Here is a 13,328-nt window from a genome sequence, read left to right on the forward strand (position 1 = left end):
TTGATTGTGCTTACCGGTCAGCCCGCGGCATCGTGTCCCGACGACAGGGCGACGACGTGGAGGGGGGCCGGGGCGTGACCGATTCCGCAGGCCGGACGTGGGCGGTGGCCCGGGTGGGCGTTCTCGCCCTGCTGTGGGGATCCACCTTCCTCTGGATCAAGCTGGCCCTGGAGGCCCTGTCCCCCGTTCAGGTCACCCTCGCCCGCTGCCTGCTCGGGACCGGCACGCTGCTGCTCCTGTGCCTGGTGTCACGGCGGGGCCTGCCGCGCGGCCGCGCCGTCTGGGGGCACCTGTTCGTCGCCGCCTTCTGGTGCAACGCCCTGCCCTTCGCGATGTACAGCCTCGGCCAGCAGACCGTCGACTCCGGGCTGGCCGGAGTGCTCAACGCGACCACGCCGCTGTGGTCCCTGCTGCTCGGCATCGCGATCGGCACCGAGCGCGGCGTCCGGCCGGTGCGCCTGGGCGGCCTGCTGCTCGGGTTCGGCGGCGTCGTGCTGATCCTCGCCCCGTGGCAGGGGACGGTGCGGGTCGGCTGGGGCGCGTTCGCCATCGTCGTCGCGGCGGCGAGCTACGCGGTCGGCTTCGCCCACATGGGCCGCCACCTGGTGGGACGAGGGCACCCGACGCTGTCGCTGTCCACCGCCCAGCTCATGGCCGCCACCGCGCTGACCTCCCTGAGCCTGCCGGCCGGCGGCCTGGCGCCGGTCCGCTTCCACCCGGTGGGCCTGGCGGCGGTCGTGGTGCTCGGGATCTGCGCCACGGGGATCACCTTCCACCTCACCTACCGGGTGATCGCCGACGAGGGCGCGACCAACGCCGCGACGGTCGGCTACCTGCTCCCGGTGGTGTCGGTGGGGCTCGGGGCCCTCGTGCTCGACGAGCCCTTCAGCCTCCGGATCGCCGTGGGCATGGCGGTCGTCCTGGCGGGCGTCGCCATGACGCGCCGGGCGAAGCCGGCCCCTCCCCCGCCCGCCCCCGCCGCGGCGGTCCCCCCTCGTCCCGAAGCCCACCGGACCACGGGAGCGGACCTGTGAGAGAACCGAAGCGCGAGAGGACGGGACGCCCCGGGTCGCCCGCTCTGACCGTGACCACCTCCATCCCGGCGTCGCCGCGCGTGGACTGCGTCGTGGTCGGTGTCGCGCCGGGTCCCGAGGGTCCGGTCCCGGCCCCCGGCGCGGACGCCGTGGACGAGGCGTTCGACGGCGGCCTGGCCGGAACGCTCCGCCTCCTCGGCATGACCGGCGCCGCCGGCGAGGCGGTCAAGCTGCCCGCTCCGGCGGGCCTGGCGGCCGATGTGGTCCTGGCGGTCGGCCTGGGCGACGCCGCCGGGGACGTGCCCGCCGTCGAGGCGCAACGCCGGGCGGCCGGGGTGGCCGCCCGAGCCCTGGCGGGAACCGGACGCGCCGTCCTGGCGCTTCCCGCCGACACCGCGGAGACGGCGCAGGCCGTGGCCACGGGCGCCCTGCTCGGCGCCTACGCCTTCACCGCCTACCGCACCCTCGCCGACGGCAGGGCGCCCATCGCCGAGCTGGCGATCCTCACGACCGGGGAGGCCCGGGCGGACACGGCGGCCGGCGTCCACCGGGGCGCCGTGATCGGCGAGGAGACCAACCGCGCCCGTGACCTGGTCAACACCCCGGCGAACGACCTGACCCCCGCGGTCTTCGCGGACGTCGTGGCCGGGACCGCCGCCGAGCACGGGCTGGACGTCGAGATCCTCGACGACGAGGCCCTCGCCGCGCGCTCGTTCGGTGGTCTCCTCGGCGTCGGCCAGGGCTCGGCCGCGCCGCCGCGCCTGGTCCGGGTCGCCCACACCCATCCGGCGGCGCGGACGACCCTCGCGTTCGTCGGCAAGGGCATCACCTACGACTCGGGCGGCATCTCGCTGAAGCCGGTCGGCTTCAACGAGATCATGAAACGCGACATGGCCGGGGCCGCCGCCGTGTTCGCCGCCGTGGTGGCCGCCGCCCGGCTGGACCTGCGGGTCAACGTCACCGGCTGGCTGGCGCTCGCCGAGAACATGCCGTCCGGCTCGGCCACCCGGCCCGGCGACGTCCTGCGGATGTACGGCGGGAGGACCGTCGAGGTGGTCGACACCGACGCCGAGGGCCGCCTGGTGCTCGCCGACGCCCTGGTCCGCGCGGTGGAGGACGCGCCGGACGCCGTCGTGGACGTGGCGACCCTGACCGCCGCGATGAAGATGGCGCTGGGCCACCGCATGTTCGGCGTGATGTCCGGCGACGGCGCCCTGCGCGACCGGGTCGTGGACGCCGCCACGCGCTCGGGCGAGCAGGCGTGGCCGATGCCGCTCCCGACCGACCTGCGCGCGAGCCTGGACTCCCCGGTGGCCGACATCGCCAACACCGGGGAGCGGATGGGAGGCGCGCTGGTGGCCGGGCTGTTCCTCGGGGAGTTCGTGCCCGACGGCGTCCCCTGGGCCCATCTCGACATCGCCGGACCGGCCTACCACGAGGGCGCTCCCCACGGGTACACCCCCACCGGCGGCACCGGCGCGGCCGTGCGCACCCTGGTGCGGCTGGCGGAAGACCTCGCGGAAGGGGATCTGCGATGAGAAGGGTCCTCTACCAGGTCGATTCCTTCACGCGTACCCCGTTCACGGGCAATCCGGCGGGGGTGGTGCTGGGAGCGGAGGGCCTGTCGGACGCCGAGATGCTCGCGATCGCGCGTGAGCTCGGCAACTCCGAGACGGCCTTCGTCCTTCCCGCCGACGCCGGCGACCACGACGTGCGCGTCCGGTTCTTCACCCCCACGACGGAGGTGCCGACCTGCGGGCACGCCACCGTGGCGGCGCACTTCGCGAGGACGGTCGAGTACGGGCTGCCGCCGGGCGCGCTGAGGCAGCGGACCGGCGGCGGCCTGGTCCAGCGCGTGGAGGTCCGCCGGGACGGGGACCGGGTGCGGATCGGCATGCACCAGGGGGCCGCCGGGTTCGGACCCGAGCTGGACGGCGGACAGGTCGACCGGCTGCTCCGGGCGCTGGGGGCGGGCACCGGCGACCTGGCGGACGGCGGCCCCGTCCAGATCGTCTCGACGGGCCATTCCAAGGTGCTGCTGCCACTGCGCGAGCGCGCCGCCGTCGACGCGCTCCGGCCGGACCCGGCGGCGTTGACGGCGCTCAGCCGGGAGGTCGGCAGCAACGGCTTCTTCGTCTTCACCCGGGACACCGGCGACCCCGCCCTGCTCACCTGGTCCCGGATGTTCGCACCGGCGATCGGCATCGCCGAGGACCCGGTCACCGGCAACGGCCACGGCCCGCTCGGCGCCTACCTGGTGCGCCACGGGATCGTCCCGCCGCGGGACGGACGGCTCGTGTTCACCGGCCGCCAGGGGGCCGCGATGGGACGTCCCGGCGACGTCCACGTGCGCGTCGACGTCCGGCCCGGCGGCGAACTCGCGGTGACCATCACCGGCGACGCGGTGACCGCGTTCCGCGCCGAACTCCACGGCCCCCACCCCTGACGGGACGCGCGGTGGTGGTCAGAGGGCACCGAGGGCTTCGCGCTGTCGCGGGGTCAGGCGGGCGGGGACGGCGGTGAGGGCGTAGGTGTCGGGTGCCGGGCGGTGGAGGGTGATCGGGTCGGTGATGGCCGGGGGCTGCCCGGCGAGGAAGTCCAGCGCGGCGGTCACGCGGTCGGGGGGCCAGTCCAGCGCCGCGGCGATCTGGGCGGCCGTCAGGGGGCGGGCGGCGAGGACGAGGGCCGCGGTGACCGTCTGCGCGTCGTCGGCGGCGGGGGCGGCCAGGTCGGCGGACGAGTAGTCGCCCAGCCGGTTGAAGAACGCCGCCATCCGCGTCAGGCGTCCCCCGGCGGGGGTGCGCGGCCCGAACAGGGCGACGCCCTGCCGGGCCGTGTCGGCCCACAGCGTGTGGGTGCGGGCGCTGACCGACACTGTCCGGGCCCACACGTCGTCGTCGACGGTGTAGCGTTCGCGGCGGCCGTCGCGTTCCCGGTGCACGATCTCCAGGCCCTCCAGGTAGGCGATCCCCTTGGAGATCGAGGCCGGGCTGACCCGCAGCCGGGCCACCAGTTCGGCGGCGGTCAGGCTGCCGGCGTCCACGCTGATCAGGCAGGCCAGGATCCGGGCCGCGGTGCGGGGCAGCCCGGTCCGCACCATCAGGGTCGCGAACCGCTCGACGAACCCGTCCACCGCCGCCGGGTCGCGGCCGTCGGGGTCGCGGGGCGGCTCCGGGAACGGGGGCGTCCTCGGGCGGCGGGCCCGCCAGGCGGTGGCCTGGTGGGCGTGGTCGGCGCGGTAGCCGCCGGGGCCGCCGTTGCGCAGCACCTCCCGGCTGACGGTGGAGGTGGGACGCCCCAGCCGCCGGGCGATCTCGGCGTAGCCGAGCCCCCCGGCCAGCCCCGAGGCGATGCTCCGCCGCTCGTCGTGGGTCAGCCTGCCTCCGGGCATCCTCGCCGCCTTCCGGTCGCCGTCACCGCGGACCAGTGTGCGTTCACCCACTGAACATTGCAACACCCTTCTGGAGAGGATTGCATTAGCCGACACGGTCGTTGCAATTTCCGGTCGAATATGCCGCAAAAGTGAGGGTTTTCCGGCTGACTTTCGTTGAGGAACGACTAAACGCAACGTAGCTTTCGTTCGAGTTCAACTTTCGAGGCGAACGGAGACGAGGCGATGACAACGACGGACCCCGTCGCGGTCGAGGTCGACGGACTGCGCATGCGGTACGGGGCCGACGACGTGCTGCGCGGTGTGACGTTCCAGGTCCGGCGCGGCGAGATCGTGGCGCTGCTGGGTCCCAACGGCGCGGGCAAGACCACCACGATCGAGATCCTGGAGGGGTTCCGGGCACGGTCGGCGGGCCGGGTCCGGGTGCTGGACGCCGATCCGGCCCACGGCGACGAGCGGTGGCGGTCCCGGCTGGGCGTGGTGCTCCAGTCGTGGCGCGACCACGGCAAGTGGCGGGTCCGGGAGCTGCTGGCGCACCTGGGCTCCTACTACGCCCCCTACGCCACCCCGGCGAGCCGGCGCCCCTGGGACACCGACTCGCTGGTCCGCGCGGTCGGGCTGACCGAGCACGCCGACAAGAAGATCCGCACCCTGTCGGGCGGGCAGCGGCGGCGGCTGGACGTGGCGATCGGGCTGGTCGGCGGCCCCGAGCTGCTGTTCCTGGACGAGCCGACCGCCGGGCTCGACCCGCAGGCGCGGCTGGAGTTCCACCGGCTGGTGGAACGGCTGACCGGCGACCACCGCATGACGATCCTGCTCACCACGCACGACCTGGCCGAGGCCGAGAAGCTCGCCGACCGGATCCTGGTGCTGTCCGGCGGGCGGATCGTCGCCGACGGGACGGCGGCCGAGCTGGCCGAGCGGATGGCGGGCGGGGACGAGGTGCGCTGGACGCTGCACGGCCGGCGGTTCACCACCTCGACCCGGGAGTCGACCGCGTTCGTGCGGGAGCTGTTCCGCGAGCACGGCGCGGCGGTCGCGGACCTGGAGGTCCGGCGGGCCTCCCTGGAGGACACCTACATGGCGCTGGTGCGCGAACAGGAGGCGGCCCGATGAACGCGACGGTGCTGCGCGCGGGCTGGACGCGCGGGACGATCGAGCTGCGGCAGTCGTTCACCAACGGCGCGGACCTGGCCTCCCACCTGCTGTGGCCGGTGCTGATGCTGGTCGCGCTGTGGTTCCTGCGGGACCGGGAGTTCGGGGACAGCGGGCTGGCGCTCGGCACGCTGGCGTTGCCGAGCATCCTCGGGATGAACATCGCGATGGGCATGGTCTCCATGAGCCAGCACCTCACCGCCGACCGCGAGGACGGGACGCTGCTGCGGGCCCGCGCGGTCCCCGACGGGATGCGCGGCTACCTCGTCGGGAAGGTCGTGTCGGTCGGCGGCGGGCTGCTGGCCGACCTGGCGATCCTCATGATCCCCGGCCTGCTGATCATCGACGGGCTGCGGCCGGCCGGCGCCGGGTCCTGGCTCACCCTGGGCTGGGTGCTGGTGCTGGGGCTGGTCGCGACGCTGCCGGCGGGCGCGGCGCTGGGGTCGCTGTTCAGCAGCACCCGCAGCCAGGGGCTGGTGCAGCTGCTGGTCCTGGGCGTGATCTCCATCTCCGGCGTGTTCTACCCGATCACGTCGCTGCCGGGCTGGGTGCAGGGCATCGCGCAGGTGTTCCCGGTCTACTGGCTCGGGCTGGGGACGCGCTCGGCGCTGCTGCCCGACACGGCCGTCGCCGTCGAGATCGACCGGTCATGGCGGCACCTGGAGACCGCCGGGGTGCTGGGGCTGTGGGCGGTGGCCGGGCTGGTCGTCGCGCCGCTCGTGCTGCGCCGCATGGCGCGCCGCGAGTCGGGCTCCAGCGTCGCCGAACGCCGCGAACGCGCCCTGCAGCGGGTCGGATGACCGCACGGGACGCCCGGCTCGGGGACCGGGCGTCCCGCCCCCGCCGGTCAGCGCTCCTTGCGGAAGAACGCGCGGACGTCCTCGGTCAGGGCCTCCGGTTCCTCCATCGACAGGAAGTGGCCGCCCTCGTCGAGTTCGGTCCAGCGGGTGATGGTGTGGTCGCGCTCGGCCCAGCGGCGGACGGTGACGTCGTGGGCCGACACCAGCACCGCGGTCGGGACCGTCCCGCGCTCGGGCGTCCAGCCGCCCTGCTCCTGTCCGCCATCGGCCCAGTCCCCGTCGGCCCAGTCCTCGGCGGCGCCGCCCTCGGTGGCGCCGCTCCAGGCCGCGGCGGAGATCTCCTCGTAGTAGACCTGCGCGGCCGGGCCCGCCGTGCCGGTGAACCAGTACAGGGACACGTCGGTGAGGACGCGGTCGCGGCCGACGGTCTCCTCGGGCAGCGCGTCCTCGGGCATGGTCAGCTCCTTGAACTTCTCCACGATCCAGGCGAGCTGCCCGGTCGGCGAATCGTGCAGGGCGTAGGCGACCGTCTGCGGGCGCTTGGAGTTGCACCGCAGGTAGCCGTCGTTGAAGTCCTGCATCCGCTCCCAGCGCCGCCGGTCGCGTTCGGGCAGGTCCCCGGTGTCGTCATCGCCCATCGGGAACGTGATCATCGCGTTGAGGTGGACGCCGACGACCCGCTCGGGGGCCTGCCTTCCCATCTCGGGGGCCACCCAGGAGCCGGTGTCGTAGCCCTGCACGCCGTAACGCTCGTAGCCGAGCCGCTCCATCAACCGCACCAGCAGGCCCGCCATCCGCGCGGCGCTCATGCCGGGACCGTTCAGCGGGGTGGAGAAGCCGAAGCCCGGCAGCGACGGGACGACCAGGTGGAACGCGTCGGCCGGGTCGCCGCCGTGCGCGCGGGGGTCGCTCAGCGGGCCGACCACGTCGAGGAAGTCGGCGAACGTGCCCGGCCAGCCGTGCAGCAGCACCAGCGGCAGGGCGTCCGGCTCGGGCGAGCGGACGTGCAGGAAGTGGAGGGCCTGCCCGTCGATCTCGGTGACGAACTGCGGGTGCTCGTTGAGGGCGGCCTCGTGCGCGCGCCAGTCGTAGGAGGTGCGCCAGTACTCGGCCAGCTCCTTCAGGTAGCCCAGCGGGACGCCCCGGTCCCAGCCGACGCCGGGCAGCTCGTCGGGCCAGCGGGCGCCGGCCAGGCGGGCGTGCAGGTCGTCCAGGGCGGCCTGCGGGATCTCGATGCGGAAAGGACGGATCTGCTGCGTGGTGCTCGTCATGCCCCCAAGCTAGGAAGCGGTTAGGACAGCACCGTTCCTAAGCGTGCGGCATTCTGGAAGCCATGTGGGACACCTCCGCGCGGCTGCTCAAACTCCTGTCGCTGTTGCAGACCCGCCGCGAGTGGACCGGCGCCGAGCTCGCGGGCCGCCTCGGCGTCACCACCCGCACCGTCCGCCGGGACGTGGACCGGCTGCGCGAGCTGGGGTACCCGGTGGAGGCGACGCGTGGCACCGCCGGATACCGCCTGGGGGCGGGGGCGTCACTGCCGCCGCTGCTGCTGGACGACGACGAGGCCGTCGCGGTGGTCCTCGGGCTGCGCACGGCGGCGGGCGGGCCGGTCGCCGGGATCGAGGAGATGTCGCTGCGGGCGCTCACCAAGCTGGAACAGGTGCTGCCGCCCAGGCTGCGGCACCGGGTGAACACCCTGCACACCGCGACCGTCCGGGCCGGCGCCCCACCGGCCCCGCGGGTGGACGCCGACACCCTGATGACGATCGCCGAGGCGTGCCGGCGGCGCGAACGGCTGCGGTTCGACTACACCGCCCGGCGCGGCGGGACCTCGCCCCGCGAGGCCGAACCGCACACCCTGGTGAACTTCAACCGCCACTGGTACCTGGTCGCCTGGGACGTCGCCCGCGCCGACTGGCGCACGTTCCGGGTGGACCGGCTGCGCCCCCGCACGCCGAACGGCCACCGCTTCGCGCCCCGCGAACCGCCTGGCGGGGACGTGACGCGCTACGTGGCCCGGCAGCTGTCGGAACAGGCCTGGCCCTGCCGCGCGACCGTCCGGCTGCACGAGCCCGCCGACGCCGTCGCCGACCGCGTCTGGCCCGGCATGGGCGCCCTGGAGGCCGTGGATGGGCACGGCTGCCTGCTGCACGTGGGCGCCGAGACCCCCGCCGAGCTCGTCTGGATGATCACCTCGGTGGACGCCGACTTCACCCTGGTCAGCGGGCCGCCCGAGCTCGCCGACGCGCTCCGCGCCCAGGCCGACCGCTGCCTGCGCTCCCTCACCCCGGACCGGGCACCCGCCGCGCGCCGCCCGGGACGACCCGTCAGCGGTACTGGTTCAGCGGGCGGCCCGGCCCCTTCCTGACCTGCTCCACGAACAGGGCCGCCAGCGCCTCGTGGCCCTTCGCCGTCGGGTGGAAGCTGCTCTTCTCGGCCGCCAGCGCCGACAGGTTCACCCCCAGCCCGTTCATGTACGGGTCGGCGCTGCCCGCCTCGTGACCGGCGAACGCGCTGTAGGCGTCCACGAACTCCACGCTGCCCGCCGCCCTCGCCGTCACCAGCCGGTCGTCGGCCTCCGCGACCGCCTGCCGGATCAGCTCGTTCAGCTCGCGGGCGCGGGCGTTCAGCCACCGCTGGTCCTCGACCGTGATGTTGTCGCCCATCGCGCCGTTCACCTCGGAGAACGCCCGCGGGTACCCCAGCACGACCACCCGGGCGCGCGGCGCCCGCCGGGTGATCTCGTCCAGCAGGGCGGGCAGGCTCTGCCGCAGCGCCGCCAGCCGGGGCGCGATGCCCGCGCCCTGCTCCGCGCACGACCCGCTCCACGGCAGCTTCACCACGCAGCCCGCCAGCACCTTGGAGAAGCCGACGTCGTTGCCGCCGACGCTGATGGTGACCAGGGAGGTGTCGGGGCCGAGCCGGTCCAGCTGGGGCGGCTCGCCGGACTTGCCGCGGCGCACGTCGGCGGTCGTCGCGCCCGAGCAGGCCCAGAACCCGGTGCCCTTGGCGAACGGGAACGCCTTCGCGACCGCGTGGTAGTACGCCCTGGAGGTGCGGTGACATCCCAGCGGGTTGCGGTCGGCGAGGCCGTCCTCCGCGCCGACCCCGGAGGAGTAGGAGTCGCCGAGCGCGACGTAGGCCCCGCCCGTGGCGGCCTCGACGGGCGTCAGCGGGCGGGCGGGACGGGACGGGGGGTCGGCGTGCGCCCGCGCGGACGGGCGGTGGCAGCCGCTGTCGAACACCGCGCACCGGGCGGCGGGCATCACCGTCAGCGGAACGACCATCAGCGCCAGCAGGCCGGCCAGCACCAGCAGCGGCAGTCCCCGCTCCCCGAGCCGTCCGCGCACCCGTGCCGGCCACTTCCCCGTCATCGTGTCCCGTTCCTCCCCACGATCGACCAGACGCCCGTGACCCTTCCGGAGTTCCACCTTTACGATGTAGATTTTTAAGTGGAACGCCCGGAGCCACCCTAAGCGCCGCCGCGCCCGCCGCCGCGGGTGATCTGCCCTACATCTCCGTTCATGCCGGAGCTTTTCGCAGGTCATCGCGTGTTCGAGGTGCCGGGGGAACGTGGCCGGGGAACGTTACGTCCCAGCAGTGACACCGCATCCGTGGGGGGCTTCCGCACCATGCTGGCTGGTTTGACCGGGCTCGGGCTGTCGGCCGCGGCCGGTCTGAACGCCTACATCCCGCTGCTCGTCGTCGGGGTCCTGGACCGCCTCACCGACACGGTGACGCTGCCCGCCGAGTTCGGCTGGCTCACCAACGGGTGGGTGCTCACGCTGCTGGCGGTGCTGCTGGCCGCCGAGGTCGTCCTCGACAAGATCCCGGCGGTGGACAGCGTCAACGACATGGTGCAGACGCTCGTGCGCCCCGCGTCCGGCGGGGCGGTGTTCGCCGCGACCGACGCCGCCGGACGGCTGGAGAGCTCCTCGTTCTTCCAGCAGCACGCCTGGGTCGGCTGGGTGGCGGGCGTCGTGGTGGCGCTGCTGGTCCACCTGGGCAAGGCGTCGGTCCGGCCCGCGGTGAACGCCGGGACGCTCGGCACCGGCGCGCCCGTCGTCAGCACCGTCGAGGACAGCGTGTCGCTGGGGATGAGCGTGCTGGCGATCCTCGCGCCGGTCGTGGCGCTGATCGCGCTGCTGATGTTCGCGTACGTGGCGTTGCGCCTGGTCAGGTACGCCCATCGCAGGCGCCGCAGGCGCCGGAGGAACGCGGTCGCCTAGCGAAGGGGGCGCCGCATCGCCACGCGCGGGCCGAGGTCGTGCAGGCCCGCGGCGACCTCGGCGTCCCACTGGGCGCGCAGCCCCGGCGGCAGGTCGTCCCCGGGCAGCTCGACGAAGCCGTGCCTGGCGTACCAGGGGCCGTTCCAGGGCACGTCGCGGAAGGTCAGCAGGCTCACGTCCGCCGCGCCCGCACGGGCCGCGCGCTCCACGACCTCGCCCAGGATGCGGGTGCCGACCCCCCGGCGCGCGTGGTCGGGGTGCACGGCGATCTGCACCAGGTAGACCCCGTCGTCCAGGGGCCTGGTCGCGGCGTAGCCGACCGGCGGATCGCCCGCCACCACGACCTCGTCGCCGGTCCGGGCGATCACCTCCTCGATCACGGTCGGGCCGGGCGGGAACACGATGTCCAGCTCCCGGAACACCGCGTCGGCGGCCACCTCGATCGGGGGCAGCAGCGGAAGGTCGGCGGGGCGGGCGGAGCGGACCTCGGCGTCGGCGTTCATGGCGCCGATGGTAGGGCCGCTCCCCCGGCCCCGGCGATCAGTTAAAGGTCGCGACGGGCCCGTCGGGGCCGGTGAACGGCTCCCAGGGCTCCGGGGGCGCGCCGTCGCGGGCGAACGCCGCCCAGGTCCCCGACATCCGGTCGGCGAGTCCCTGCGGCGGGTTCGGGCCGGTGAGCGCCGTCACGCCGGGGGCGTCGAGGTTGTCGAACACGAACGGCACCTCCATCGAGTGCGCCGCGCCCAGCGCTCCCCCGAACGCGGTGGACCGCCAGGCGAAGCGGTAGTGCCACACGCGGCGGCCCCGCCCGGCGAGGGCCTCGGCCAGCCGCCGGGCGGGCCCGGCGAACATCGTCTCGGCGATGTGGGCGGCGACGGCGTCGGCGTCCGGGCCCCCCATCGTGAACAGGCGGCCCTCGTCGTCGTTGGCGCCGACGATGACCGGGAGGTCGGGGACCGTTCCGGAGCGCGCCGCCTCCAGGGGGAGCACCGGCAGGACCGTTCCGTCGACGACCGGGAGGCACGGCAGTCCGTGGCCCTCACCGCGCGCCCGCATCGCCGCGCCGACCTCCTCCTGGGCGCGCAGCAGCTCCTCCACCGGCGCGTCCCACGGGGACAGGGCGCCGAGCGTCCGCCCGAACTCGGCCGCCACCGCCTCGGCCCGCTCGCGGGCCAGCGCGAACTCCCCGCCGCCGCTCTGCATGATCGCCTTGTGGAACAGTCCGCGCGCGGCGGGCATGGCCAGCATCGTCGCGATGCTCATCGCCCCGGCCGACTGCCCGAACACCGTCACGTCGCCGGGGTCGCCGCCGAACCCGGCGATGTTGTCGCGGACCCACTCCAGCGCGGCGATCTGGTCGAGCAGCCCGACGTTGGCGGACTCCTCGTCCAGGTAGAGGAAGCCGAGTGGGCCGACGCGGTAGTTGACGGTGACGACCACGACGTCGTTGCGGACCGCCAGGCGGCGGCCGTCGTACACCGGGTCGCGGCCCGCGCCGCTGCGGAACGCGCCGCCGGGCAGCCACACCATCACCGGCCGCGCGCCCTCGGTCGAGGGGGTCCAGACGTTGAGGTTGAGGCAGTCGCGCTCGTCGGTGGGGAACGCCGCGAGCCCGAGCATCGTGCCCAGCTCCTCCTCGTAGAGCTGCGGCACGGCGGGCCCGTACTCGCGGGCGGGGCGGACGCCGGTCCACGGTTCGGGCGGCAGCGGCGGGCGGAACCGGGGCGGGCGGGCGAACGGGATCCCGAGGAACGCCCCGCCGGCGCCCTCGACCTCGCCGTACGCGGTCTCAACGATCACCTGACGGCCTCCTTCGGGGAAGGCGGGTGCCCAAGGGCAGGTTACGACGCCCTCCCCGGCGGGCCGCGGCGGGGTCCGCCGACGGGGCACGTTCCGCCTCTGGCGGCGCGCGGCGGAGTCTGGGACGCTGGATCTACTTATACGTATAATCAAGGAGGATCCGCATGCGGCTGAAGGTGCACGGGTTCGGCTCCGGCGACAGGCTGGCGGTGCTGGTCCACGGCGGGATGTCCTCGGCGGGCACATGGCACCGCGTCGTTCCGCGGCTCACCGCGCTCGGCTACCGGGTGCTGGCCCCGGACCTGCGGGGCCACGGGGAGAGCCCGCACGCCGACTCCTACACGCCCGAGGAGTTCGCGGCCGACCTGGTGGAGTCCCTGCCGGCCGGCGCGGAGGTGGCGCTCGGCCACTCGCTGGGCGGCCTGGCGCTGTCGCTGGCGGTCGCCGACCTGCGCCCGGCCCGCGCGGTCTACAGCGATCCGGCCTGGAAGCTGACCGGCAACCCGATGGCCTCCGACATCGCGGACTTCGCCCGCACGTGCAAGTCGATGACCGCCGCCGACATCCGCCGGATGAACCCGCGCTGGGCCGCCTCCGACGTCGAGGCCGAACTGCGGGGCTTCGCCGCCTTCGACGCCGACGGCGTGCGGCTGCCGCTCCGCGACCGCGTCCCGGCGGAGCCGGTGGTGCCGTCCCTGGTCCAGGCGGCCGACCCGAGCCCGCTGGTCTCCCCCGCGCTGGCCGAGGACCTGCGGGGCCGGGGCTTCGAGGTCCGCGTGGTCCCGGACACGGGCCACTGCGTCCACCGCGACGACCTGGAGGGCTTCCTGAAGTCCCTGGAGGGCTGGGTCTGACCCGCCGCCGGCCCGCGCGCCGGGCGGGGCCGACTGACGCGGCGGGGGATCGGTTCGGGACGTTT

At 74.7% G+C, this 13,328-nt stretch carries 13 protein-coding genes; 8 read left to right on the top strand and 5 right to left on the bottom strand.

Going from position 1 to position 13,328, the window contains the following annotated elements; translation table 11 throughout:
• Positions 1 to 74: 74 nt before the first annotated feature.
• The 3 genes from AKI01S_RS07815 to AKI01S_RS07825 are packed head-to-tail and all read left to right on the top strand — an operon-like array spanning position 75 to position 3,480.
• The gene (locus AKI01S_RS07815) at positions 75 to 1,034 is read left to right on the top strand and encodes a DMT family transporter (RefSeq protein WP_067813375.1); all 960 of its coding nucleotides are present in this window, start codon (positions 75 to 77) and stop codon (positions 1,032 to 1,034) included.
• Positions 1,035 to 1,084: 50 nt separating this feature from the next.
• Positions 1,085 to 2,572, top strand: coding sequence for a leucyl aminopeptidase (locus tag AKI01S_RS07820; protein ID WP_245681519.1), 1,488 nt, complete (start codon positions 1,085 to 1,087; stop codon positions 2,570 to 2,572).
• The gene (locus AKI01S_RS07825; protein WP_067813379.1) at positions 2,569 to 3,480 is read left to right on the top strand and encodes a PhzF family phenazine biosynthesis isomerase; all 912 of its coding nucleotides are present in this window, start codon (positions 2,569 to 2,571) and stop codon (positions 3,478 to 3,480) included. The genes AKI01S_RS07820 and AKI01S_RS07825 overlap by 4 nt, the downstream gene beginning before the upstream one ends.
• An 18-nt stretch (positions 3,481 to 3,498) precedes the next feature.
• Here the strand turns inward: AKI01S_RS07825 and AKI01S_RS07830 are convergent, their stop codons facing one another.
• Positions 3,499 to 4,425 (bottom strand): GbsR/MarR family transcriptional regulator, encoded by a 927-nt coding sequence (locus AKI01S_RS07830; RefSeq protein ID WP_067813431.1) that lies wholly within the window; start codon positions 4,423 to 4,425, stop codon positions 3,499 to 3,501.
• A 225-nt stretch (positions 4,426 to 4,650) separates the two neighbouring features.
• Here AKI01S_RS07830 and AKI01S_RS07835 point away from each other — a divergent pair, with 225 nt between their 5' ends.
• The gene (locus tag AKI01S_RS07835; protein WP_067813381.1) at positions 4,651 to 5,541 is read left to right on the top strand and encodes an ABC transporter ATP-binding protein; all 891 of its coding nucleotides are present in this window, start codon (positions 4,651 to 4,653) and stop codon (positions 5,539 to 5,541) included.
• On the top strand, positions 5,538 to 6,380 hold the full coding sequence (locus tag AKI01S_RS07840; RefSeq protein WP_067813383.1) for an ABC transporter permease: 843 nt from the start codon (positions 5,538 to 5,540) through the stop codon (positions 6,378 to 6,380). The genes AKI01S_RS07835 and AKI01S_RS07840 overlap by 4 nt, the downstream gene beginning before the upstream one ends.
• A 47-nt stretch (positions 6,381 to 6,427) precedes the next feature.
• Here AKI01S_RS07840 and AKI01S_RS07845 read toward each other — a convergent pair whose 3' ends face one another.
• Complete coding sequence (locus AKI01S_RS07845) at positions 6,428 to 7,651, bottom strand: epoxide hydrolase family protein (protein WP_067813385.1); 1,224 nt, start codon at positions 7,649 to 7,651, stop codon at positions 6,428 to 6,430.
• A 62-nt stretch (positions 7,652 to 7,713) separates the two neighbouring features.
• On the opposite strand from AKI01S_RS07845, the gene AKI01S_RS07850 reads away from it, so the two are divergent.
• On the top strand, positions 7,714 to 8,748 hold the full coding sequence (locus tag AKI01S_RS07850) for a helix-turn-helix transcriptional regulator (protein ID WP_083999117.1): 1,035 nt from the start codon (positions 7,714 to 7,716) through the stop codon (positions 8,746 to 8,748).
• On the opposite strand, the gene AKI01S_RS07855 is transcribed toward AKI01S_RS07850, so the two are convergent.
• Positions 8,708 to 9,754, bottom strand: coding sequence for an SGNH/GDSL hydrolase family protein (locus AKI01S_RS07855; RefSeq protein ID WP_067813387.1), 1,047 nt, complete (start codon positions 9,752 to 9,754; stop codon positions 8,708 to 8,710). The two genes, AKI01S_RS07850 and AKI01S_RS07855, sit on opposite strands and share 41 nt — an antisense overlap.
• Before the next feature lie 270 nt (positions 9,755 to 10,024).
• Between AKI01S_RS07855 and AKI01S_RS07860 the strand changes: the two genes are divergently transcribed.
• Positions 10,025 to 10,609 (top strand): DUF4126 domain-containing protein, encoded by a 585-nt coding sequence (locus AKI01S_RS07860; protein WP_245681520.1) that lies wholly within the window; start codon positions 10,025 to 10,027, stop codon positions 10,607 to 10,609.
• On the opposite strand, the gene AKI01S_RS07865 is transcribed toward AKI01S_RS07860, so the two are convergent.
• On the bottom strand, positions 10,606 to 11,112 hold the full coding sequence (locus AKI01S_RS07865) for a GNAT family N-acetyltransferase (RefSeq protein WP_067813389.1): 507 nt from the start codon (positions 11,110 to 11,112) through the stop codon (positions 10,606 to 10,608). The two genes, AKI01S_RS07860 and AKI01S_RS07865, sit on opposite strands and share 4 nt — an antisense overlap.
• Positions 11,113 to 11,149: 37 nt before the next feature.
• A complete protein-coding gene (locus AKI01S_RS07870) occupies positions 11,150 to 12,409 on the bottom strand; it encodes a carboxylesterase/lipase family protein (protein WP_067813391.1) in 1,260 nt (419 codons plus the stop codon).
• 164 nt (positions 12,410 to 12,573) lie between these two features.
• Between AKI01S_RS07870 and AKI01S_RS07875 the strand changes: the two genes are divergently transcribed.
• Positions 12,574 to 13,263: an alpha/beta fold hydrolase gene (locus AKI01S_RS07875; RefSeq protein ID WP_067813393.1), complete on the top strand. Its 690-nt coding sequence runs from the start codon at positions 12,574 to 12,576 to the stop codon at positions 13,261 to 13,263.
• Positions 13,264 to 13,328: the final 65 nt, after the last annotated feature.

The sequence above is a fragment of the Actinomadura kijaniata NBRC 14229 genome, from assembly GCF_001552175.1.
Classification (GTDB): Bacteria; Actinomycetota; Actinomycetes; order Streptosporangiales; family Streptosporangiaceae; genus Spirillospora; species Spirillospora kijaniata.

What these genes read in the sequence shown, in the direction of transcription:
- AKI01S_RS07835 (WP_067813381.1), top strand. Translation starts at nt 4,651, where the DNA reads ATGACAACGACGGACCCCGTCGCGGTCGAGGTCGACGGACTGCGCATG.
- AKI01S_RS07840 (WP_067813383.1), top strand. Translation starts at nt 5,538, where the DNA reads ATGAACGCGACGGTGCTGCGCGCGGGCTGGACGCGCGGGACGATCGAG.
- AKI01S_RS07845 (WP_067813385.1), bottom strand. Translation starts at nt 7,651, where the DNA reads ATGACGAGCACCACGCAGCAGATCCGTCCTTTCCGCATCGAGATCCCG.
- AKI01S_RS07855 (WP_067813387.1), bottom strand. Translation starts at nt 9,754, where the DNA reads ATGACGGGGAAGTGGCCGGCACGGGTGCGCGGACGGCTCGGGGAGCGG.
- AKI01S_RS07825 (WP_067813379.1), top strand. Translation starts at nt 2,569, where the DNA reads ATGAGAAGGGTCCTCTACCAGGTCGATTCCTTCACGCGTACCCCGTTC.
- AKI01S_RS07865 (WP_067813389.1), bottom strand. Translation starts at nt 11,112, where the DNA reads ATGAACGCCGACGCCGAGGTCCGCTCCGCCCGCCCCGCCGACCTTCCG.
- AKI01S_RS07850 (WP_083999117.1), top strand. Translation starts at nt 7,714, where the DNA reads ATGTGGGACACCTCCGCGCGGCTGCTCAAACTCCTGTCGCTGTTGCAG.
- AKI01S_RS07830 (WP_067813431.1), bottom strand. Translation starts at nt 4,425, where the DNA reads ATGCCCGGAGGCAGGCTGACCCACGACGAGCGGCGGAGCATCGCCTCG.
- AKI01S_RS07875 (WP_067813393.1), top strand. Translation starts at nt 12,574, where the DNA reads ATGCGGCTGAAGGTGCACGGGTTCGGCTCCGGCGACAGGCTGGCGGTG.